Source organism: Marinobacter sp. es.042 (genome assembly GCF_900188315.1).
Taxonomy (GTDB): domain Bacteria; phylum Pseudomonadota; class Gammaproteobacteria; order Pseudomonadales; family Oleiphilaceae; genus Marinobacter.
The window spans coordinates 2,386,073-2,407,439 of the sequence record NZ_LT897781.1; the positions used below are offsets into that span (position 1 = coordinate 2,386,073).

At 56.0% G+C, this 21,367-nt stretch carries 18 protein-coding genes; 11 read left to right on the forward strand and 7 right to left on the reverse strand.

Translation table 11 applies throughout. From position 1 onward, the window contains the following. Positions 1-35 precede the first annotated feature (35 nt). The gene (locus tag CFB02_RS11215) at positions 36-869 is read left to right on the forward strand and encodes an outer membrane protein assembly factor BamD (RefSeq protein ID WP_088558065.1); all 834 of its coding nucleotides are present in this window, start codon (positions 36-38) and stop codon (positions 867-869) included. A 92-nt stretch (positions 870-961) separates the two neighbouring features. Here CFB02_RS11215 and CFB02_RS11220 read toward each other — a convergent pair whose 3' ends face one another. Then, positions 962-2,632 carry an NAD+ synthase gene (locus tag CFB02_RS11220; protein ID WP_088558066.1) on the reverse strand — a complete coding sequence of 557 codons (1,671 nt, stop codon included), beginning with the start codon at positions 2,630-2,632 and terminating at the stop codon, positions 962-964. Positions 2,633-2,725: 93 nt separating this feature from the next. On the opposite strand from CFB02_RS11220, the gene CFB02_RS11225 reads away from it, so the two are divergent. The 10 genes from CFB02_RS11225 (at position 2,726) to CFB02_RS11270 (ending at position 13,625) form a co-directional block, all read left to right on the forward strand. After that, positions 2,726-4,381, forward strand: coding sequence for a sensor histidine kinase (locus CFB02_RS11225; RefSeq protein ID WP_088558067.1), 1,656 nt, complete (start codon positions 2,726-2,728; stop codon positions 4,379-4,381). Between the two features lie 57 nt (positions 4,382-4,438). After that, positions 4,439-5,827 carry a sigma-54-dependent transcriptional regulator gene (locus CFB02_RS11230; RefSeq protein WP_088558068.1) on the forward strand — a complete coding sequence of 463 codons (1,389 nt, stop codon included), beginning with the start codon at positions 4,439-4,441 and terminating at the stop codon, positions 5,825-5,827. A gap of 122 nt (positions 5,828-5,949) precedes the next feature. Next, a complete protein-coding gene (locus tag CFB02_RS11235) occupies positions 5,950-6,519 on the forward strand; it encodes a GspH/FimT family pseudopilin (RefSeq protein ID WP_088559227.1) in 570 nt (189 codons plus the stop codon). A 116-nt stretch (positions 6,520-6,635) separates the two neighbouring features. Beyond that, entirely contained in the window at positions 6,636-7,118 is a 483-nt protein-coding gene (locus CFB02_RS11240; RefSeq protein ID WP_088559228.1) for a GspH/FimT family pseudopilin, read from the forward strand. Continuing rightward, a complete protein-coding gene (pilV, locus tag CFB02_RS11245; protein ID WP_157677811.1) occupies positions 7,115-7,603 on the forward strand; it encodes a type IV pilus modification protein PilV in 489 nt (162 codons plus the stop codon). The genes CFB02_RS11240 and pilV overlap by 4 nt, the downstream gene beginning before the upstream one ends. After that, positions 7,603-8,739: a PilW family protein gene (locus tag CFB02_RS11250; RefSeq protein WP_088558070.1), complete on the forward strand. Its 1,137-nt coding sequence runs from the start codon at positions 7,603-7,605 to the stop codon at positions 8,737-8,739. The genes pilV and CFB02_RS11250 overlap by 1 nt, the downstream gene beginning before the upstream one ends. Continuing rightward, positions 8,736-9,242 (forward strand): PilX N-terminal domain-containing pilus assembly protein, encoded by a 507-nt coding sequence (locus CFB02_RS11255; RefSeq protein ID WP_088558071.1) that lies wholly within the window; start codon positions 8,736-8,738, stop codon positions 9,240-9,242. Before CFB02_RS11250 ends, CFB02_RS11255 begins: the two co-directional genes overlap by 4 nt. Positions 9,243-9,306: 64 nt before the next feature. Continuing rightward, positions 9,307-12,711, forward strand: a complete 3,405-nt coding sequence (locus tag CFB02_RS11260) for a pilus assembly protein (RefSeq protein ID WP_088558072.1) — start codon at positions 9,307-9,309, stop codon at positions 12,709-12,711. Between the two features lie 73 nt (positions 12,712-12,784). Continuing rightward, the gene (locus CFB02_RS11265) at positions 12,785-13,150 is read left to right on the forward strand and encodes a hypothetical protein (RefSeq protein ID WP_088558073.1); all 366 of its coding nucleotides are present in this window, start codon (positions 12,785-12,787) and stop codon (positions 13,148-13,150) included. Positions 13,151-13,193: 43 nt separating this feature from the next. Then, positions 13,194-13,625, forward strand: coding sequence for a type IV pilin protein (locus CFB02_RS11270; RefSeq protein WP_227519192.1), 432 nt, complete (start codon positions 13,194-13,196; stop codon positions 13,623-13,625). A 21-nt stretch (positions 13,626-13,646) separates the two neighbouring features. Here CFB02_RS11270 and ispH read toward each other — a convergent pair whose 3' ends face one another. From ispH to murJ, 6 genes are all read right to left on the reverse strand, one after another. Next, the gene (gene ispH, locus CFB02_RS11275) at positions 13,647-14,600 is read right to left on the reverse strand and encodes a 4-hydroxy-3-methylbut-2-enyl diphosphate reductase (RefSeq protein WP_088558075.1); all 954 of its coding nucleotides are present in this window, start codon (positions 14,598-14,600) and stop codon (positions 13,647-13,649) included. An 18-nt stretch (positions 14,601-14,618) separates the two neighbouring features. Continuing rightward, positions 14,619-15,071 (reverse strand): FKBP-type peptidyl-prolyl cis-trans isomerase, encoded by a 453-nt coding sequence (gene fkpB, locus CFB02_RS11280; protein ID WP_088558076.1) that lies wholly within the window; start codon positions 15,069-15,071, stop codon positions 14,619-14,621. Between the two features lie 5 nt (positions 15,072-15,076). Continuing rightward, positions 15,077-15,601, reverse strand: coding sequence for a signal peptidase II (gene lspA / locus CFB02_RS11285; protein ID WP_088558077.1), 525 nt, complete (start codon positions 15,599-15,601; stop codon positions 15,077-15,079). Next, positions 15,601-18,420, reverse strand: a complete 2,820-nt coding sequence (gene ileS, locus CFB02_RS11290; RefSeq protein ID WP_088558078.1) for an isoleucine--tRNA ligase — start codon at positions 18,418-18,420, stop codon at positions 15,601-15,603. Before ileS ends, lspA begins: the two co-directional genes overlap by 1 nt. 74 nt (positions 18,421-18,494) lie before the next feature. Then, positions 18,495-19,466, reverse strand: a complete 972-nt coding sequence (gene ribF / locus CFB02_RS11295) for a bifunctional riboflavin kinase/FAD synthetase (RefSeq protein ID WP_088558079.1) — start codon at positions 19,464-19,466, stop codon at positions 18,495-18,497. Positions 19,467-19,548: 82 nt separating this feature from the next. Beyond that, on the reverse strand, positions 19,549-21,129 hold the full coding sequence (gene murJ / locus CFB02_RS11300; RefSeq protein WP_088558080.1) for a murein biosynthesis integral membrane protein MurJ: 1,581 nt from the start codon (positions 21,127-21,129) through the stop codon (positions 19,549-19,551). Positions 21,130-21,367: the final 238 nt, after the last annotated feature.

Sequence of the window (21,367 nt, forward strand, 5' to 3'; positions counted from 1 at the left end):
CCCTTGAATTAATCGACATTATACGGGATTCCGGAATGAGATCAGGTCTTCGTTTGCTGCTACTTTCCACACTGGTTGTTCTGGTCAGCGCCTGCGCCTCCAACAAGCAGGAAGAAGTGCTTCCGGAGAAGACCTATTACGAGAATGCCCGCCAGGCCATGACCTCTGGAAATTTCAACGAAGCAGAGCAGAATCTGGATGCCCTGGAAACCTATTACCCCTTCGGTCGCTACGCAGAGCAGGCCCAGCTTGACCTGATCTATGCCCGCTACCAGAACCTCGACCTCGAAGGCTCCCGTGCGGCCGCCGACCGTTTCCTGCGCCTGAACCCGCAAAGCGACCACGCGGACTACGCGCTCTATATGCGTGGCCTGGCCTCCTATAACCTGGACATCGGGCTTGCCGCGCGCTACTTCCCGATTGACGTTGCGGCTCGGGATCCCGGCGAGCAGTTGCAGTCTTTCCGGGACTTTTCCGAGCTGCTGAACCGCTATCCGGACAGCCAGTACGTGGCGGATGCCCGCCAGCGGATGATCGCAGTGCGTAATCGCATGGCCGAACTGGAACTCTACGCGGCCCGCTACTATGTGAAACGCCAGGCCTATGTCGCAGCCAACAACCGGGCAAGATACATCATCGAGAATTACCCGACGGCGACGGTTAGCGAAGAGGCTCTGATTATCCTCGCGGAAACCTTCCGCTTCCTCGAACTGAGAAAAGGATCGCAGGATGCCATTGCCATGCTGCGCACCAACTTTCCGGAGAGTGAGGCCTTCAATGCCGACGGCGAGTTTGAGGTGGATCTGCTGAAGGGCGAAAACCGGTCACTGACGAACGTTGTGACCTTTGGCCTGATGGGCGACGAGTAAAGTTTGAAAGAGTGAAAATGGGGTCAGAAGAAAAACGGGTCAGATGAATTGTTCATCTGACCCGTTTTTCTTCTGACCCCGAACTCCCCTAGTCACTTCCCGCTTTTCCAGCCATTTGTGATCGGATAGCGCCGGTCTTTACCAAACCCGCGCTCCGTAATGCGGACGCCGATCGGTGCCTGCCTGCGTTTATACTCGTTGATATCTACCAGGCGAATAACCCGCTCGACATCTACTCGTTCGAAACCTTCCGCAACGATCGCATCGGCACTGAAATCCCGCTCGACATACAGATTCAGGATCTGGTCGAGCACATCGTAACCGGGCAGGCTGTCTTCATCTTTCTGGTCCGGCGCCAGCTCTGCCGACGGCGGGCGGGTAATCACCCGCTCGGGAATGACTTCGCCCTCCGAGAGCGTGTTGCGGTATTGGGCCAGACGGAACACCAAGGTTTTAGGCACATCCTTTAGAACGTCAAAGCCGCCCGCCATATCGCCATAAAGCGTTGAGTAGCCCACTGCCATCTCGCTCTTGTTCCCGGTAGTCAGCACCAGCGAACCAAACTTGTTGGATAGGGACATTAGCAAGACGCCGCGCAGACGTGCCTGCAGGTTTTCCTCGGTCGTGTCTGGCGTGGTGCCCTCGAAAGGCCCGGCCAGAGTTTCCATGAAGGCGTCGTACATCGGCTCAATCGAAAACACGTCGTACTGCACGTCGAGGGCAACGGCCTCCGCTTCGGCATCCTCAAGGCTCATGCTGGAGGTGTAGCGAAACGGCATCATCACCGCGCGTACCCGATCCTTGCCCAGTGCATCGACGGCAACCGCCAGAGTCACTGCCGAGTCGATACCGCCTGAAAGCCCCAGAACCACCGATTTGAATCCGTTCTTGTTGACGTAATCCCGAACACCCGTCACCAGGGCGCTGTAGACATTGGCCTCCAGCGTAGGCTCTTCCGGCAAGGCCTGGGATACCGGCTGACAATGGTGCTCGCACAGAAAGTCGACCGGATATAATCCCTCACCAAACTGCGGGGCCTCTGCAGTCAGCATTCCGGAATGGTCAAACACCATGGAGCCACCGTCAAAAACAAGCTCGTCCTGACCGCCCACCAGATTCACGTAAACGATACTGACCAGATTCTCCCGGGACTTCCGCTCAAGCAACGCCTTCCTGCGTGCCTGTTTATCGATATCGTAGGGCGAGGCATTGAGGTTCAGGATGAGACGAGCACCTGCAGCGGCGCTGTCCTCCACCGGCCCCTCCTTCCATAGATCCTCACACACAGTAATTCCCACCGGAACGCCCCGGATATCCAGAGTCAGGACATCTTGGCCCTCGGCAAAGTAACGCTTCTCGTCGAAGACCTGATAGTTGGGCGGGAAACGCTTGAAATACCGACCAGTAATTTCGCCGCCGTCGATAACCACCGCCGCGTTATACAGCAGCGCGCCATGGCGAAGGGGAGCACCGATAACGATCACCGAATCCAGCCTTTCCGCCTGCAGCCTTTCCAGCGCCTCATTTACGCGAACTTCCATGCTGGGCCGCAAGAGCAAATCTTCAGGTGGATAGCCAGTCAGGCAAAGCTCCGGGAACACCACCACGTCCGCCTGATGCTCGGACGATGCCCGTCGGGCTGCGTCCAGAACTAGCTCGGTATTGCCAGGAATATCGCCCACCAGGAAATCCAACTGGGCCATCACCACCCGCAATTTTCTGGGAGACTCCCCGGACGCTGCCTGGTTTCCGGACACGGACATAAATCGGCTCCTGTAACTCATTGCCATGAAAAGGCTATTATAACCCCGCATAGGCGTGGATTTCTTCCGACCAACAGCGGATTCCTGTAAATCATGGCAGCAGATACACCAGTACGAACGGCCGAAGCGCTCGGCCCGGCCCCTTCGACACCGTCCGGAATGCAACAGGCAAAGCTGTTCAGGATCTACAACCACTACCGACTGGTAGTAAGCCTGATGCTGGTGGCGCTGTTATTCGTGGATCCCGTCAACTTTGATATGCGTTTCCGACTGCTGGATTATTATCAGGCCGGCGTTTCCGCCTACCTCGGCCTGAACGCGTTTATTGCGTTGCTTCTGATCGCCGGATTTCACCCCAGCCAGCGCCATATAACGCTATCGATTCTGCTGGATATTCTCATCATGCATGGCCTGCTGCTTGCCAGCACAGGCATTACCAACGGCCTGGCCAACCTGGTGATTGTGTCTGTTGCGGCGGGCAACATCCTGACCCCGAGTCGCATGGGAACCTTTTACGCGGCTCTGGCTGCGATCTGCTCCCTGGGCATATCCGGATGGGCCGTGCTTGCGCTGGATGAGTCCGCCGACGATATCGTGCGGGCCGGCTCACTGGGCATCCTTTATTTTGCGGCGGCTTTCGTCCTGCAAAGCATTTCGCGCCGAATGATGCGCAGCGAGGCTCTGGCCAGCAGCCGAGCGCGCAGCATTGCCGAATTGGAGCAGATCAATCAGCAGATTATCCAGCGCATGCGTACCGGCATACTCGTACTGGACCGTTTCGGCCAGATCCGCGTTGCCAACGCGGCCGCGGAAGAACTCTTGTACGGCGCACCCAAAACCTCGGTACCGATTAACCAGCGCGCAAACGTGTTACCCAAACCTCTGAAGCAAGGTCTGGATGCATGGCTCAAGGACCCTACACAGCGAATTGAGCCGTTCCAGCCCTCACCAACCTCGCCACTGCTGCAGGCCAACTTTACCCAACTGGATCAGGAGCGGGGCGACCAGATCCTCGTGTTCATCGAAGACATGAGCAAAGTCACCCAGCAGGCCCAGCAGATGAAACTGGCTTCACTGGGCCGTCTGACTGCCGGCATCGCCCATGAAATCCGCAATCCGCTGGGCGCAATCAGCCACGCGGCGCAACTCATGGAAGAATCCCCCAATCTGGAACCCGGCGACCGTCAGATGCTGGAGATCATCCGGCGCCATTCCCGAAGGGTAAATGGCATCATCGAGAATGTACTGGATCTTTCAAGGCGCCGGGCGGCCAATGCGGATCTGATCGAACTGGCTCCCTGGCTCCAGGAATTTCGGGAAGACTTCCTGCAAACGCAAGACGATGACTGCACCACAGCCAACATCGTTCTGAAAATCGATCCGCAACTGCCGCCAGCCCGATTCGACAAAAGCCAGATTGAACAGGTGATGGTGAACCTTTGCGACAACGGGTTACGCTACAGTGAACAGCACTCGGGGCAGCGAAAGATCGGCATCCATGCCGGGGCAACGGAGGACGGGGAACGGGCCTATATCGATGTGCGCGACCAAGGGCCTGGCATCACGCCGGAACACAGGCGCTCTGTCTTTGAACCATTTTTTACCACAGACAAAGCGGGCACTGGCCTCGGGCTTTATCTGGCCCGGGAACTGTGCGAGGCTAATCAGGCGCATCTTTCTCTGGTAGAAGATAACAAGCCCGGCTGCTGTTTTCGCATTACATTTGCTCACCCGGGACGAATGATCTGAACCGGCGCCCGCGGATAGTGGGCGCTCGAACAACGACATGGAACCGACGATAAAAAGATGACCACATACACAGCGCTGATCGTTGATGATGAACCGGACATCCGGGAGTTACTTGAAATCACCCTCACCCGGATGGGCATAACAACGCTTACGGCACCCGACCTCACCAGCGCCCGGAAATTGTTGGAACAGAACATCACCCATCTCTGCCTGACCGACATGAACCTGCCAGACGGCAATGGCATCGAACTCGTGCAGTGGATTCAGAAACATTCTCCCGCCACGCCTGTCGCCGTAATCACAGCCTACGGCAATATGGATACCGCGATTGAATCGCTTAAAGCCGGGGCCTTTGATTTCGTCTCAAAACCTGTGGAACTGCCCCGATTAAGGGAGCTGGTCAATAGCGCCCTCAAACTCGCTGAGCCCAAGGCAGACGCGGAAGATGCAGCCGACGAGCCAGGCCTGCTGCTGGGCAAATCGCCAGAGATTCGAAAACTCAGGAACCAGACCCGAAAACTGGCCAGAAGCCAGGCACCGGTCTTTATCAGTGGCGAGTCTGGCAGCGGCAAGGAGCTGGTAGCCAGAATGATCCATCTGCAGGGTCCCCGCCGCGAAGGACCGTTCATCGCCGTTAACTGCGGCGCGATTCCCTCGGAGTTGATGGAGAGCGAATTCTTCGGCCACAAGAAAGGCAGCTTTACCGGGGCCGTGGAGAACAAAGACGGCCTGTTCCGCTCTGCCAACGGCGGCACCCTATTCCTTGATGAAGTGGCGGACCTGCCCCTGGCCATGCAGGTGAAGCTTCTCCGCGCTATACAGGAAAAAGCCGTGCGACCGGTTGGCGATACCAAGGAAGTGCCCGTTGACATCCGGGTACTGAGCGCCACCCACAAGAATCTGCCGGAGCTGGTCCAGGAAGGCAGTTTCCGACAAGATCTTTTCTACCGGATTAACGTGATCGAACTCGCAGTGCCACCCTTGAGAGAGCGGCCGGATGATATTTCTCTGCTTTCGAATCACATTCTTGAACGGATTGCGAACGAGTATGAGTGTGCCCCTGCCTCGTTAACGCCAGCGGCCGTGGACAGACTGCAAGGCTATGACTTTCCGGGCAATGTCCGGGAACTGGAAAACGTCTTGGAGCGGGCTTTCACACTGTGCGACGCTGACCAGATCGATGCTGATGATCTGCATCTTGGGAATGGTGTTCAGCATGCAGCTTCTGCCTCGCAGATCATTGCTGAAGGCCAGGTTGGCGAGGGAGAAGGAATCGCCGTGCCCGATGGGGAAATCGATCTGGAGGGGTATCTGGAGAAGATTGAGCGACAAGCGATTGAGAAGGCGCTCGAAGCGACTCGGTGGAACAAAACTGCAGCTGCAAAAAGACTGGGAATCAGTTTTCGGGCACTGCGATATCGATTAAAGAAGCTAGGCATGGAATAGCTATCTCCACAGATGGTTGTCCTTTTTCTCAACTATAGGTCGCATTCAGACATATAATAATTCAATGCCTCATCACAGGACGTGAGAGGTTAATTACTTGATCTACCTACAAGGATGTAACAATGAATTTCTCGCTAAAAAAGCAAGGCTTCACCCTGGTTGAAGCAGTTGTCACTGTGGCACTGATTGCCATCACGGCAAGCGTGGCCAGCATTTCGTGGAGCGGCGTTGTTTCCGCCAGTCGGCATAATGATCTGGTTAATGGCACACATAGACTGTTCGCAACCGCTCGCAGCTTTGCCGTTCATCAGGGAACCCTCACCACAGTCTGCCCACTCTCTGCGCAACGGCAGTGCGTTGACGACTGGAACCAACCTGTCTCAGTCTTCCCGGACATGAACAACGACAAACGTCCGGATTCGAACAAGGTTCACAAAGTCCTTGAACTCACTAAAACCGGCTCCCATCTCTTTTCAAGGACAGCGGGGAGAGGTTACTTCCAGTTTTCATCGGACGGCATGAGCCACGGCACGATGGGAAGCCTCGTCGCATGCTCACGTTTGAATACAGCCGAATTCGAAATGACTTATATGGCCATCAATATAGGTGGTCGCCTGAGATCACTGAGGGACAAGAACCGCGACGGCAAGATAACACTCCCCTGGGGAACCATAATCAAGTGCCCCGGTTGACGCATAAAATCAGGCATGAACCGCTCGCCCCCTTAATCCTGCCATTCGTCGCCGAAACGATGCAGAGTGAAAAACACTCTGTTTCAATAGGACAATAGCTAAGAACAGGATTGGATATGATAAAAAAAACCTCGGGTTTCACTCTTATAGAGTTGATGATTACCGTCGTTCTCCTAGCGATTGTGGCTGCAGTTGCGGTCCCTGGCTTTAATCGGGCGATCGAAGGAAACAGACTGGTATCGGGCACCAACCTATTGGTGTCATCGATCAAACTTGCGAGAACCGAAGCCATCAAACGCGGCACGGCTGTCACGCTGAGTACCGATGGAGGTCTGGGCGGGGGCTGGTGCGTCCATACTGGCGACGCAACTGGCGACTGCGCCAATGATCAGATAAGGGCATTCGAAGCCCCTCAGAGCCTGACATTCACCGAGACCGCCGGCGATCTGGTTTTTGATCGAAGGGGATTCCTGATCCCGCAGACTGCGCAGTCCTTCACCATTGCGCCCAATGGGTGTGCCTCGGGCGCCAATACCTTCCGGACTATCCGTATCAGCCCGGTAGGCAGAACCGAGATTGATGGCGGAGCATGCCCATGAAACATTCTCTAACACGGAAACCCGGAGCACGATCTTTTGCTTTTCCGGTTAACAAACAGTCGGGCGTTGGCCTTATCGAAATAATGGTGGCGGTGTTGGTGCTCGGCATCGGGATCCTGGGGATAGCATCAACCCAAATCATATCGTTACAAATGAACACCCAATCCCAGAATCGCAGTCAGGCGGTTTTGTTGGCAGAGGATCTTCTCGACAGGATCCGCGCAAACTCCGACAACCCCGGGGCTTACGCGCTCGCACAAGGCGATGCGCAAGGGGCAAACAATGGCGCATGCGATACGTCGTTCGTTCCCGGAAATGCCTCGGTAAGCGCCAATGACATCGCAGCATGGGAAAACAACCTTGCCTGTTTACTACCTGCAGCCGAGAGAACCGTTGCAATAAACGGCGATACCGTGACGGTGACCATCGACTGGGATCAGGATGATGCCGCCATGAACCCTGTTGTAGTGAGGACACAGATTTGATGATGCACAAGTCGAAATCTTACGCCCGGTTACCAAGGCCTGCCCCGCTAGCCCCACAGACCGGCCTGTCACTGGTCGAGCTGATCATTTCGCTGGCTCTTGGTCTCATTATTACCCTGGGTGTCACCCAAATTTACCTCAGCGGCAATGACACCTATCGTCAGACCCAGGGGCTTGCGCACGCCCAGGAAAGCACACGCTTTGTCTCCGCGGTTTTATCCCCGGATCTGCGATCTGCGGGCAGTTTTGGCTGCCTGGCCGAAATGGGGCTGCCCCTGGATCAGGTTGTTGACAATCGCCTCAATGGCGGGCTGGTTGTCCCTCTGAGTCAACCCGTTCAGGGATGGGATTACACCGGGACGGGCCCCGGAGATAGCGTCACTCTGGCTGGGGCCCTGGCAACGCCGACCGCAGGGAACTGGGCGTCTGGCACAGCGGGCACCTCCCTGCCGGCGTCGCTTGCCGGATCCGTCGTCACCAATTCCGATGTCATTATCGTGAATGGCCTTACACCGCTGAGCGTGCCGGTGGATGCCGGCAATCCCCAGAATGGAAACAGTATCAACCTGACCGACAATTCTGGTGTTCCAGTTAATCGAATTGTTCTTGCAACTTTGGGAGATTGCTCAGAGGGCGAACTGTTCCAAAAGAGCAATAATGCCAATTCTAGCGCAATCACGATGGCAGGAGGCAATGTCAACCCGGGAAATAATGGCAACAATTTCAATCTCGCCTATGAGCCACAAACCAAAGTCTATGAATTCACCTCGATGGCTTATTACATTGGTCAAGGCACCAATGGCGAACCGGCCCTGTTCAGACGTCTAATGACGCCACTGCAGGCGCCTCAGGAGCTTGTCTCCGGTGTCGAAACGCTCCAGATTCTTTATGGAGTTGATACTGGCGGAAGCAATGCTGCCGACGACTATGTTCCCGCTGACGAGGTAACTGACTGGGAGGAGGTCGCAAGTGTACGCTTTTCGGTTCTGACTCGGAGCCAGGACGATGTGCTTGACCAGCCAAACGGTCGCAGTTTCGACATGCTGGGCAGCGAGATGAGCCAGGCGAATAACGGAGACAGCCGTGTTCGCATCGTCTCCGTAACTACAACATCATTGAGAGGGCGGATGGAATGATCAAGCGTGCAAACACACCAGTCATTAACTCGGCGCCTTTTTCTGCAACGCAGAGTGGGGCAACCCTGGTAGTGGCTCTGTTCATGCTTCTGCTTATCTCTCTTCTCGCGGTTGGCGGCATGCAGGGTTCCATCATGCAGGAGCGGATGGCCAGCAATGCACACGACGGAGCTATGTCCTTCCAGGCCTCTGAAGCTGGGCTTCGCCAGGGAGAAGCAGACCTGATAGGCAGCCTCGCCAGCCGCCAAACAGCATTCGCAACCAACAGGCTGACCACGCCCTGGAATTGGGATGGCAATAACCCTGCGGCTGCTGGAACCGGGAATGCTGGCGCCGGTGTCAGCGCTCAACCTGTTTATCATCAAGCGCGCTTAGCCGATGTATGTCCAATCGAGCCTGGACAACCCTGTTTTGAGCGCTTCGAGGTAACCTCTCGCGGCCAGGGCGGCAGCCCGAACGCTATTAGCGTCGTACAGTCAACCGTGCTCTTACCCCCGGAGTAATCATGAGCGCCATGCACACATCGCAGCCGAATCGTTGCCGTTTGCTCCAACTGGAGATTAAGCCATGAAACAGAAAACGAGAATACTCAGGAAAAATATCCACCTATCCAGGCTATCAACGTTTGCAGCAAGCCTACTTTTCTCGCTTGCTACGACACAAGCGGCTTTTGCCCAAGTAAACCTGGCTTCGGTGCCGCTGTTCTTGAAAGAGTCCGTTGACCCCAACCTGATGTTTGTCTTCGATGACTCAGGCTCAATGGGCTGGCGCTACATGCCTGATAATCTAGGCGGAGACGCGGACGAAAACTGGTATTATTCGAGCGACGTTAATAAGATTTATTACGACCCAGACGTAACTTATCTTCCACCATACAGGCCAGACGGTAGCGGCCGATATCCGAACTCATCCTATACGAACGCTCCAGTCAACGGGTTCGAGTCGAACTCTGGAACGGACGATTTACGCGACGACATTCGCTTCGACCAGATAGCATCTATTGAACAAGGTTTCTACATGGACCTGATTCAAACTCCCGAATGTCTTGCCGACCCCAGAGACAATGATTGCTACAACACAGTTCTTTTGAATAACGCATCGGACGAAATAAAACAGAACTATGCCAACTGGTTCTCCTACTACAGCACGCGGGACAAGGCAGCAAAGTCTGGTATAACCGAGGCCTTCTTTAATCTTCCGGAAAATATTCGGGTAGGCTATGGCGCCATCAACGTCAACAACAATACCATTGATGGAGTGGCGGATACTGACACTATCGTCAGTGGCGTACGCCCCTATACAAACGCAAGAAGACAACAGTTTCTCACCTGGTTGCATGGTAAGAGTGTAAGCGGGGGAACTCCACTCAGAACTGCCCTCAAGGATATTGGTGAGTATTACTCCAGAAGCGACAACCAGGGTCCCTGGGGCGCAACGCCTGGCACCAATGACACCACTGCGCAGGTAGAGTGCCGTCAGAGTTTCTCCATTCTAATGACAGATGGTATCTGGAACGGTGGTAGTCCAAGCGTTGGCAACGTCGACAATACTGCGGGCCCCTCTTATACGAACCCCGACCCTGATGGCGACGATTTCTCCTATACGGCAGTTTCTCCGTTCGCAGACAGCCATTCCAATACACTCGCCGATGTGGCAATGGAGTACTGGAAAAACGACCTTCGAACGGACCTCTCGAACAAAGTCCCGACAGGAACTGTAGATCCGGCATTCTGGCAACACATGGTTACGTTTACCATCGGCCTTGGTGTCGTTGGCGACATCTCTGAGGCAAATGCAACCGCTGCGATTGCGTCTGGAGATCAGATAACTTGGCCAGAGCCAGCCGACAATAGAAGCCCTGAGAATATCGATGACTTGTTACACGCAGCCATCAATGGCAGGGGCGGTTATGCAAGCGCCCAGGATCCTGAAGCTTTCACGCTGGCTATCCAGGAATTTCTCGGTGATCTGACAGCCCGCGCTCAGACTTCTGCCTCCTCTGCAGCGGTCAGTTCTGCTGTGCTCAGGACTGAATCGCTGGGTTTCTTCGCAGGATTTCGCAGTGAGGACTGGTCAGGCACATTGACCGGCTTCAACTTTGATCTAGGCTCCGAAATCTGGGATGCAGAGACGGTGTTGGCGAACATCACACCCGCCAACCGTACGTTGATCACTCACAATGGCACGTCTGGAGTTCAGTTGGCGTTCAATAACGCAAACTCCCTATCGAACCTATCCACGAACCAACAGCAAGCGTTGAATGCAGACCCAACCCTGGCATCCACCACAGACGATTTGGGCCACAAGCGTTTGGCATGGCTGCACGGGAACACGAACGCGGACAGCTCCTTCAGGTCCCGCGATACCATTGACCAATCCGGCGCATCTGTAACTCGCTTGCTCGGCGACATTATCAATGCCAACCCGCAGTTCGTCGGTAAATCCAATTTTGGCTTCAGCAGGTTGCCTTCAACTGAGGGAAGCAGCTACGGAGCTTTCCGTTCAACGACGGATTATCAAAACCGAATTGATGCGCTCTATGTACCAGCAAATGACGGTATTCTTCATGCGTTCAATAGTGAAACCGGTGCAGAGCTCTTCGGCTATGTTCCGGGAGAGTTGCTGCTGCCTCAAGGCTCGAATAGCCACGCTCGTATTTCTGAGCTGATGCTCCCGAACTATTCCCATAAATATTTGATGGATGGCACTCCCCGGATTCAGGATGCATACATCGATAAAAGCGGAAACGGATCGGAAGAATGGCGCACGGTGCTTTTGGGAACCATGGGGCTGGGCGGTAAAACCATTTTCGCACTGGACGTTACTGATCCGGGTTCTTTCTCCGCTGCAGACGATGTGCTCTGGGAGTTTACGCATCCAGATCTTGGATATGGCGTAACCGACCCTCAAATCGCACGGCTTGAGGATGGCACTTGGGTGGCCATCTTCGGCAACGGCTACAACGGCACCAGCAACGAATCCAGCCTGTTCGTGGTTGACCTTGCCAATGGCACATTGATCAAGGAATTGGAAACCGGAGCGGGCAGCTCCCTATCGCCTAATGGCCTGGCAGCGCCGGTTATCACAAGCTTCCCGGAAAGAGATGCTATCACGCGCCATGTCTACGCCGGCGACCTGCTTGGCAACATGTGGCGCTTTGACCTTACAGGCAGCAACACAAATAGCTGGAGTACAGAAAAGGTATTCTCTGCCCAAGACAGCAGCGGTACACCTCAACCCATTACGGTTGCGCCTCGAGTCGCACTCAACCCCTCCGATTCTGACGAGCTGGTAATTGCTTTTGGAACAGGCAGCTTTTTGAGGAACGGAGACGAAAGCAACTTCAGCGTTCAGAGTCTTTACGGCATCAAAGATGATCTTTCGCAAATTAACCTGACGCGTTCAAATCTTCTGGAGCAGACGATTACCACGCAGGAAACAGTGACAATAACCAAGGAGTCCGGGGTTGGTACCAATACCTTTACGGTGAGAGAGACCTCTGAAAACCAGCTTACTACCGAGAATGGCTGGTATATGGATCTTAGCTATGGTTCCACTCTAACCGGAGAGCGGGTGATCAGTAGGGCGACCTTCCCATTCGGGGTTAATCCTGACCGCGTCCGGTTTACGACAGTCGTTCCTGATGACGACCCCTGCTCCAGTGGCAGAACTGGTTTCATCATGGACCTCAAGCTGACCAGCGGTGAGCCCTCTGAAGATCCAGTTTTCGACCTCAACAGCGATGGAATTTTCAATTCCGGAGATATCACAGGCGGCTATGCACCAAGTGGTATTCAATATGGTTATGGTGGTGAAAATCGGACGATCGCGACCGGTGACGGTGATTCAGAAGTCATTATACCCGGACTCGACCCGAACCAGCTTGATCCGGACAAGCCCTGTGAAGACGCATTGTGCACTCGATCTCTGGATTCGAATACTGGTCGGCAAACCTGGGAGCAGCTCCGTTAATACGGGCTGCTCCTCAGCCGAAATGCTGAAACATTTACAGCGCCTTTAGCTGCTTTGATTTAGAGGTTGTCACATGAACGAAAAAAATCCCAAAGCCAGATCTCTGGCAATCGTGTTCGCGTTTTCGTTGGTCGCATTGCTTGTTACCGGCAATTCCACCGCCGAGGAAATGCCAGACTCTGAATACCAGATGCTCAGCAACGGAGGTGAGTTCTCAGGAACGGTGAACTCGGTCAACGCTGAGCAAGGTATTGTAGTAATCGACGACCGGTCGTTTGTGTTAGATCGAATCGTGCAGTTCAACGGCGGAACCTGGTCAAGAGAACAGGTTTTGAAGCGTTTACAGACAGGCGATTCGGTCGAAATAGAGGTTGGCCAGATTGTTGATCCAAGCAGGGGTGCCAGGCTGATAAAATCACTTAATGTTGCAAACAAATAAGCCTTTTGGCGCACAAAATTCCTAGAACGTGAGTGACCTAGTTGTGACACGAACCGAAGCAAACAAGACGTCAAGAAAATCAGGCGATGCAGGCTTTACACTCATAGAACTCATGATTGCAGTCGCAATTATTGCAATCATTGCGGCAGTCGCTTTGCCCACATACCAAAACCACGTAGAACGTACTCGCAGAACAACAGCGCAGTCTGATCTTCTGGAGTTAGCACAATGGATGGAGCGACGATACTCCAATGGTTTTGACTACCGTGTTGCAGGAGCCGATCCAGTTCTGCCATTCACACAATCACCGCAGAATGGCACAGTCTTCTACAACATCAGTTTCTCGGGGAATGTAACGAGGGACACATTTACACTGCAAGCGGTGCCTACCGGGGGCCAAACGAACGACCCCTGCGGAACGCTTACAGTGGATGAACAAGGAAACCGTGGTGCAGGCCAAGCGGGTTGTTGGTAAAAAGCTCAAGCGCCATTGAGCTCAATCGAGCTCAATGGCATCAATCCTCAACTCCCGCGGCATAGAAAACACAATATTCTCCTCACGCCCGGCAATTTCCTCCGGAACGCTGCCACCAAGCTCTCGCAGACGGGTAATAACGTCGTTCACCAGAACCTCGGGGGCAGAAGCTCCCGCAGTAACCCCAATCGAAGTCTTACCCTCCAGCCAGGCAGCATCAATCTGGGAAGCCTCATCAATCAGATACGCCGGCGTACCCATTCTCTCGGCGAGCTCACGCAAGCGGTTCGAGTTGGAGCTGTTCGGTGAACCCACAACCAGCATCAAATCACAATCGCCCGCTAACTGCTTCACGGCATCCTGGCGGTTCTGGGTGGCGTAGCAGATATCGTCCTTGCGAGGGCCCTGAATCTCCGGGAACTTTGCGCGGAGCGCGTCGATGACGCGTGCTGTATCGTCCATGGAGAGAGTGGTCTGGGTAACGTAGGAGAGCTTACCGGGGTCTTTAACCTCCAGGTTTGCCACGTCCTCCTCGTTTTCCACGAGGTAGATTTCACCACCATTGCTATGGTCGTACTGCCCCATGGTGCCTTCTACTTCCGGGTGGCCGTGGTGGCCGATCAGTACGCATTCCCGGCCATCGCGGCTGTAGCGCATGACTTCGAGGTGGACCTTGGTAACCAGCGGGCAGGTGGCGTCGAAGACTTTCAGGCCGCGGCGGGCGGCTTCATTTTGCACCGCCTGGGAAACGCCGTGGGCGCTGAAGATGACAAGCTTGTCGTCCGGCACTTCGTCCAGCTCGTCCACGAAAATGGCGCCACGGTTGCGCAGGTTATCCACCACAAATTTATTGTGGACCACCTCGTGCCTTACGTAGATAGGCGCCCCGAACACGTCCAGCGCCCGGTTTACAATTTCGATGGCGCGGTCCACTCCGGCACAAAAACCTCGGGGATTGGCGAGTCGGATCTGCATATCAACCTGCTGCTCTGGTTAGTGGGCCGGGCCTGCCGGTTCCACGTCAATGATTTCTACTTCAAACATCAGTGTACGCCCTGCCAGGGGGTGATTGAAATCCACCTCAACTTCGTCACCTTCTACACGGCTGACAACACCGGGCAACTCACTCTGGCGCGCGTCGGCAAAGGAAATCATCACGCCGGGCTCCAGCACCATATCGGGGCTGAATTCATGGCGCTTGAAAGTCTGTACGTTATTCGGGTTATGCTGGCCAAAGGCTTTCTCGGGCGGCACCTGGAAGCTGTCTTTATCACCAGCTTTCATGCCCATCAGGTAGGCCTCGAAATTCTCCGGCAGGTTGTCATCGCCGATTGCCAGGGAGGCCGGCTCTTTCTCAAAGGTCGAATCAATCACTTCGCCATCCGGGAACTTCAGGGCAAAGTGCAGCTTTACCCGGGTACCCTTGTCGACAGGCAGTTCATTCATAAGAGTTACTCACTCCTTTGCGCGTCCCCGTCCGAATCGGCGGGTTTGCGGAACATATCAAGTATCATCATGGCAGCACCAATGGTGATCGCGGTGTCGGCCAGGTTAAAGGCGGGAAAGTGCCAGTCCTGCCAGTAAAAGTGCAGGAAATCGACCACGTAGCCGTGCACCACCCGATCGTAGACGTTGCCAAGGGCGCCGCCGAGTATGAGTACGATGGCAATGGCGGTCCAGGTTTCATGGCGATGAAGGTTTTTCAGCCAGTAGATCAGTACCACACTGACCACCAGCGCCAGGGTTACGAAGAACCAGCGCTGCCAACCAGAAGCGCCGGCCAGGAAGCTGAACGCTGCTCCGGTGTTATGCAGCAGCGTCAGGTTGAACATTGGAATCACCGGAACCGGATTGCCGTAAGTCAGCATGGCTGTGGCAATGGCCTTGGTGCCGAGATCCAGAGCGATCACCAGTACCGCCAGCCAAAGCCACTTCAGTTTGCTTCCGGTGACCTGCTCCGTCATGGTCGCGTCCATCAGGCGTAGGCGCGGGCTTCGCCCGGCCCTTCCACGTTGGTCACACAGCGACCACAGAGATCGTCGTACTTGGCATTACGGCCGACATCTTCCCGGTGGTGCCAGCAGCGCTCGCACTTGGTGTGAGTGGCGGGTGTCACCTTCACGCGGAGACCTTCATGGGAAGTCATTTCCGCATCGCCCGCTTCTGAAACCGGTTTGACACTGGCCTCGGAAGTAATCAGAACAAACCTCAGCTCTTCACCCAGGTGCTTCAGATCGGCAGCCAGGTCGCCTTCGCAGAACAGAGTCACCTCGGCACTGAGCGAGCCTTTGATTTCACCCCGTGCCCTGGCCTCCTCCAGGCACTTGTTGACGGCCTCTTTCACGCTGTACATCTCGCGCCAGTAATCGCGGCCAAGCTCAGCGTTTTCCGGCAGTGCTGTGAGGCCTTCGTACCAGGTTTCATAGAACACGGTATCGCTGCGCTTACCCGGCAGATGCTGCCAGATTTCATCAGCGGTGAAGCTGAGAATCGGGGCAATCCAGCGAACGAGCGCTTCGGCCACATGGTACAGGGCCGTCTGGCAGGAACGCCGCGCCAGACTGTCGGCCTGGGTGGTGTACTGGCGATCCTTGATGATATCCAGATAGAAGCCGCCCAGGGTGGCTTCACAGAAGTTGTACACCTTCTGGTAAATCCGCAGGAAGGCGTAATTGCCATAGTCCTCATGCAGCTCTTCCTGCAATTGCAGGGCTCGGTCCACCATCCAGCGATCCAGCGCGATCATGTCTTCCGGCGCGACCATGTGCTGCTCCGGATCGAATCCGGTCAGGTTGCTCAGCAGGAAGCGGGAGGTGTTCCGGATCCGGCGGTAACCATCGGCGGTCTGGCGCAGGATGTCCTTGGACACGGTCATTTCGCCGCTGTAGTCGGTTGCGGCCACCCACAGGCGCAGGATGTCGGCGCCCAGCTCGTTCATGACTTCCTGGGGCGCGATCACGTTGCCCAGGGATTTGGACATCTTGTGGCCCTTGCCATCGACGGTAAAGCCGTGGGTCAGCACCTGCTTGTAAGGCGCCACGCCATTCATGGCGATAGACGTTTTCAGGGACGACTGGAACCAGCCACGGTGCTGGTCGGAGCCTTCCAGGTACATATCCGCCGGGAACTGGCCCAGTTCCTCTCGAACCCGCAGGACTGACTCGTGGGTGACACCGGAATCGAACCAGACATCCAGGGTATCCGTTACCTTCTCGTATTGCTCGGCATCACTGCCCAGCAGGGAAAACGCGTCCAGCTCGTACCAAGCATCGATACCGCCCTCTTCGATCTGCTGGGCCACCTGCTCAATCAGGTTCTGGGTGTCCGGGTGCAGCTCCTGGGTTTCCTTGTGGATAAACAGGGTGATTGGCACGCCCCAAGTCCGCTGACGGGAGATGCACCAGTCCGGCGACTGGTTGAACATGGCTTCGATACGGTTCTTACCCCAGGACGGAACCCAACGTACACCCTGGATCGCTTCAAGGGCATCAGCGCGCAGGTTTTCCTTATCCATGCTGATAAACCACTGGGGTGTGGCCCGGTAGATCAGCGGGGTCTTGGTGCGCCAGCAATGGGGATAGCTGTGGCGGAACTTCTCGGAGCGGACCAGCTTGCCCTCGCGCTCCAGCGCACTGCAAACCGGCTCATCCGCCTTGTAAACGTGCACGCCGGCCAGCTCACCGGCGGCCGAGGTGTAGGTGCCGTCAGCCTGAACCAGATTGATAGTGCCGATGTTGTAGGCCTTGCCCACTTCAAAGTCTTCCATGCCGTGATCGGGCGCGGTATGAACAGCACCGGTACCGGCATCGGTGGATACGTGATCACCCAGGATCACCGGCACCTGCTTGTCGTAGATCGGGTGATGGAGAACCAGATTTTCCAGAGCGGCACCGGAACAGGTGGCCAACACTTCGTAGCCTTCCACCTGCCAGCGGGCCATGATGCCTTCAACCATATCGGCCGCCAGGATCATTCGCTCCGGACCCTGCCCTACGTCGACCTGCACCAACGCATAGTCCAGATCCGCATTCAGGGACACCGCCTGGTTGGCAGGAATGGTCCAGGGCGTGGTGGTCCAGATAACAACGGACACATCGCCACTGCCGTGATCGGTGCCGAACAGCGACAGAGCTTTTGCCTGATCAACCGCGGTAAAGCGCACATCAATCTGGGTAGAGGTTTTGTCCTGATATTCAACCTCGGCTTCTGCCAGTGCGGACTGACCCACCACACTCCAGTAAACCGGCTTGTAGCCACGCACCAGGTGGCCCTTGGCAACAATCTTGCCGAGCGCCCGAACAATACCCGCCTCAACCTTGGGATCCATGGTCAGGTAAGGCTTGTCCCACTCCCCCATGACGCCCAGGCGGATGAAATCGGTTTTCTGACCGGCAATCTGCTTGGTGGCGTAGTCGCGACAGGCCTGGCGGAAGGTCTTGTAATCCACCTTCACGCCGGCTTTGCCAATCTCCTGCTCCACCTTGTGCTCGATCGGCAGACCATGACAGTCCCAGCCCGGCACGTAAGGCGCGTCGTAGCCCATGAAGCTGCGGGACTTGACGATCATGTCCTTGAGAATCTTGTTGACCGCGTGACCAATGTGAATGCTGCCGTTGGCGTAAGGAGGGCCATCATGAAGGATGAACTTCTCCCGCCCTTCACGCTGCTTGCGCAGGTTGCCGTAGACGTCGAGATCCTGCCAGCGCTTGAGCATTTCCGGCTCGCGCTTGGCCAGGTTGCCGCGCATGGGGAAGGCGGTTTCCGGCAGATTCAGGGTGTGCTTGTAGTCGCTCATGGTTTGTGTGCGTACTCTTTTGGTCTTGGTCAGTTTGAGTCAGTCATTTATTCGTTGGGGCGCAGCCGGGCGTTTCAATCCGCGCTTTTCACAGAGCCGTTTTCGGCAATCCACGCTCGGGCCTGGTCAAAATCCCGGGCAATCTGATCTTTCAGCTCATCCACAGAACCGAATTTTTCCTCGTCCCGCAGGCCATGCCGGAACACAACCTCCAGGTGCTGGCCATAAAGTGTGCCAGCAAAGTCAAACAGGTGCACTTCCAGTGAGGGCCGCTTGCCGTCAACGGTCGGACGTACACCAATATTGGCAACGCCATCGAATCGGGCGCCATTGTCCAGGGTGGCGGCCACCACATAGACACCGCGCAGGGCCGGCGTTCTGTGCAACAGAATGTTCGCGGTTGGCGCGCCAATCTGGCGCCCCAGTTGCCGGCCATACACGACCCGGCCCCGGATTCGATAGGGGTGACCGAGAAGCGCTTCAGCCTTCTCAAGGCCATTCACCGTCAGCGAATCCCGGACCCGGGTACTGCTCACCCGCTCGTCTTCTACCGCCACCGTCCGAGTGTTCTCGACGGTAAACCCGGCGTCTTTGCCGACTTCTTCAAGGAGCGCGAAATCCCCGGCCCGATCACAGCCAAAACGGAAATCATCGCCCACCACCAGGTGCCGGACAGACAAGCCCTGAATCAGGACGTCTTCAATGAAGCCCATGGCAGAATAACTGCGAAACGCCTGATTGAAGCGCAGGCACAGCACGATATCGATGCCCTCGGCCAGCAGGGCCTCGAATTTCTGGCGAAACCCCATCAGCCTCGGTGGCGCTTCCCTGCCCTGGAAAAACTCCCGGGGCTGGGGCTCGAAAATCATGACCACAGACGGCACGCCCAGAGCTTCAGACTTGCTTCTGACCTGATCAATAATGGTCTTGTGCCCCAGATGCACACCGTCAAAGTTACCAATGGTGGCGACACAGCCGTTGGCGAGCGGTGAATCCTCCCGACGGGAAAGCATTTTCAGGTTGGTCAGGCCCCGGATCAGACGCATGTAATGCGAACCTTCAATTGCCAGCTAGCTTTCAGCGCTTACTTTTTACCGCAACGCTGGTGAGAAAACGCGCGATTATACCTTACCTGTGGCGGAAATGTCTTACCCGAACCCCGGCAAGCGCCAGGGCAACGAAGTAAACCGCGACGCCTGCGCCCACCAGCAGCGCCATATCTGCCGCCCGCTGGTAACCGCCGTTCGCCAGCCACACCGACACCGGTGCATTGAGCCAGATGATGATGGCTGCCAGGGCACCGTTGGCAAACAGGAGTTGGAACAGAAAACGGGACCAGCCGGGCTGACTCTGCCAGGCCCCTTCCTTGCGCAATCCCCGCCACAGCAGATAGCCATTCAGCCAGGCCGACAGCGAGGTGGCGAGCGCAAGACCGGCGTGAGCCAGGGGGAAAATCAGGATCAGGTTGAACACCATGTTTGCCACCATGGCAATGATGCCGATCTTGACCGGGGTTCTGGTGTCCTCTCTGGCGAAGAACCCCGGCGCCAGAACCTTGATCAACATGAACGCCAGCAACCCGGCGGAATAGGCTCTCAGACTCTGGGCCGACATGGCCACATCCCGATCGGTCACCTCGCCGTAATGAAACAGGGTCGCAATCAGCGGTTCGGCCAGTAGCGCCAGCGCCAGCGCGGCGGGCAGACCAATCAACAGAACCGCCCTGACTGCCCAGTCCAGGGTTGCAGCGAACTGGTCCGCTGACGCCGCCGCGTGTTTACGGGACAGGCTCGGCAGAATCACCGTGGCGATGGCAATGCCGAAAACCCCGAGAGGCAGTTCCGAGAGCCGGTCGGAGTAATACAGCCAGGATACGCTGCCGGTCTGGAGAAACGAGGCCAGCACTGTATCCAGTAACAGGTTTATCTGGCTTACCGACACCCCGAACAGAGCGGGCGCCATGAGCTTCAGAATCCGGCTGACACCTTCGTGGCGGTAGTCCACCCGCGGCCTTGGCAACAACCCCAGGCGCATCAGAAACGGCAGCTGGAAGAACAGCTGGAGGGCACCGGCAATGAACACACCCCAGGCCAGCGCCATGACTGGCTCATCCATCAGTGGCGTCAGCCAGATTGCCGCCGCAATCATCGCCAGGTTCAGAAGCACCGGGGTAAACGCCGGCACGGCGAAGCGATCGTAACTATTGAGAATGCCTCCAGCAAAGGCAGTCAGGGAGATCAGCAGCAGATAGGGGAAGGTGATGCGAAGCATGTCGCTGGCCAGCGCAAATTTCACATCGTCATCCAGAAAGCCCGGTGCAAAAACCGCCGTCAGCACCGGCGCTCCGAGAATGGCCACCAACGTGACACCCAGCAGCACCAGCCCGAGGGAGCCGGCCACGGCATTCACCAGCCGCTGAACCTCGGAGAGCGACTGCTTCTCCCGATACGATGACAATACCGGCACAAAGGCCTGGGAGAAGGCACCCTCGGCAAACAGCCGGCGCAGGAAGTTCGGGATCTTGAAGGCAACAAAAAAGGCATCCGCCGCAGTGCCCGCGCCAAAATAGCGCGCGATGACCATATCTCGAACCAGGCCGAGCACCCGGGACAGCATGGTCATGATACCCACAAGCCCCGACGACCTGAGCAGGCCGGGCGCCTTGGGTAATTGCTTCTGTTCAGGCGTTGATTCAGGTTCCGACGACATGCAGGCCCTTGCTTGGCATTCTGGATATCCTTTTGGCGCTCGTATTTCGGGAATTACCTGCTTCCCGGTCAAGCCCGCGTTCAGTGAGCCGCGAGTTTACCACAGGCCTTCTGTGTCGGGGCATGAAATGGGTTTTAGCCTTGACATTTGAAGGTTTGAGCGGCATAGTTCCGCGTCATTTATTTCGACGCGCTGGTTTTGGCGCGCCCGCGATGTAACGAATCATTCAGCAACGAAT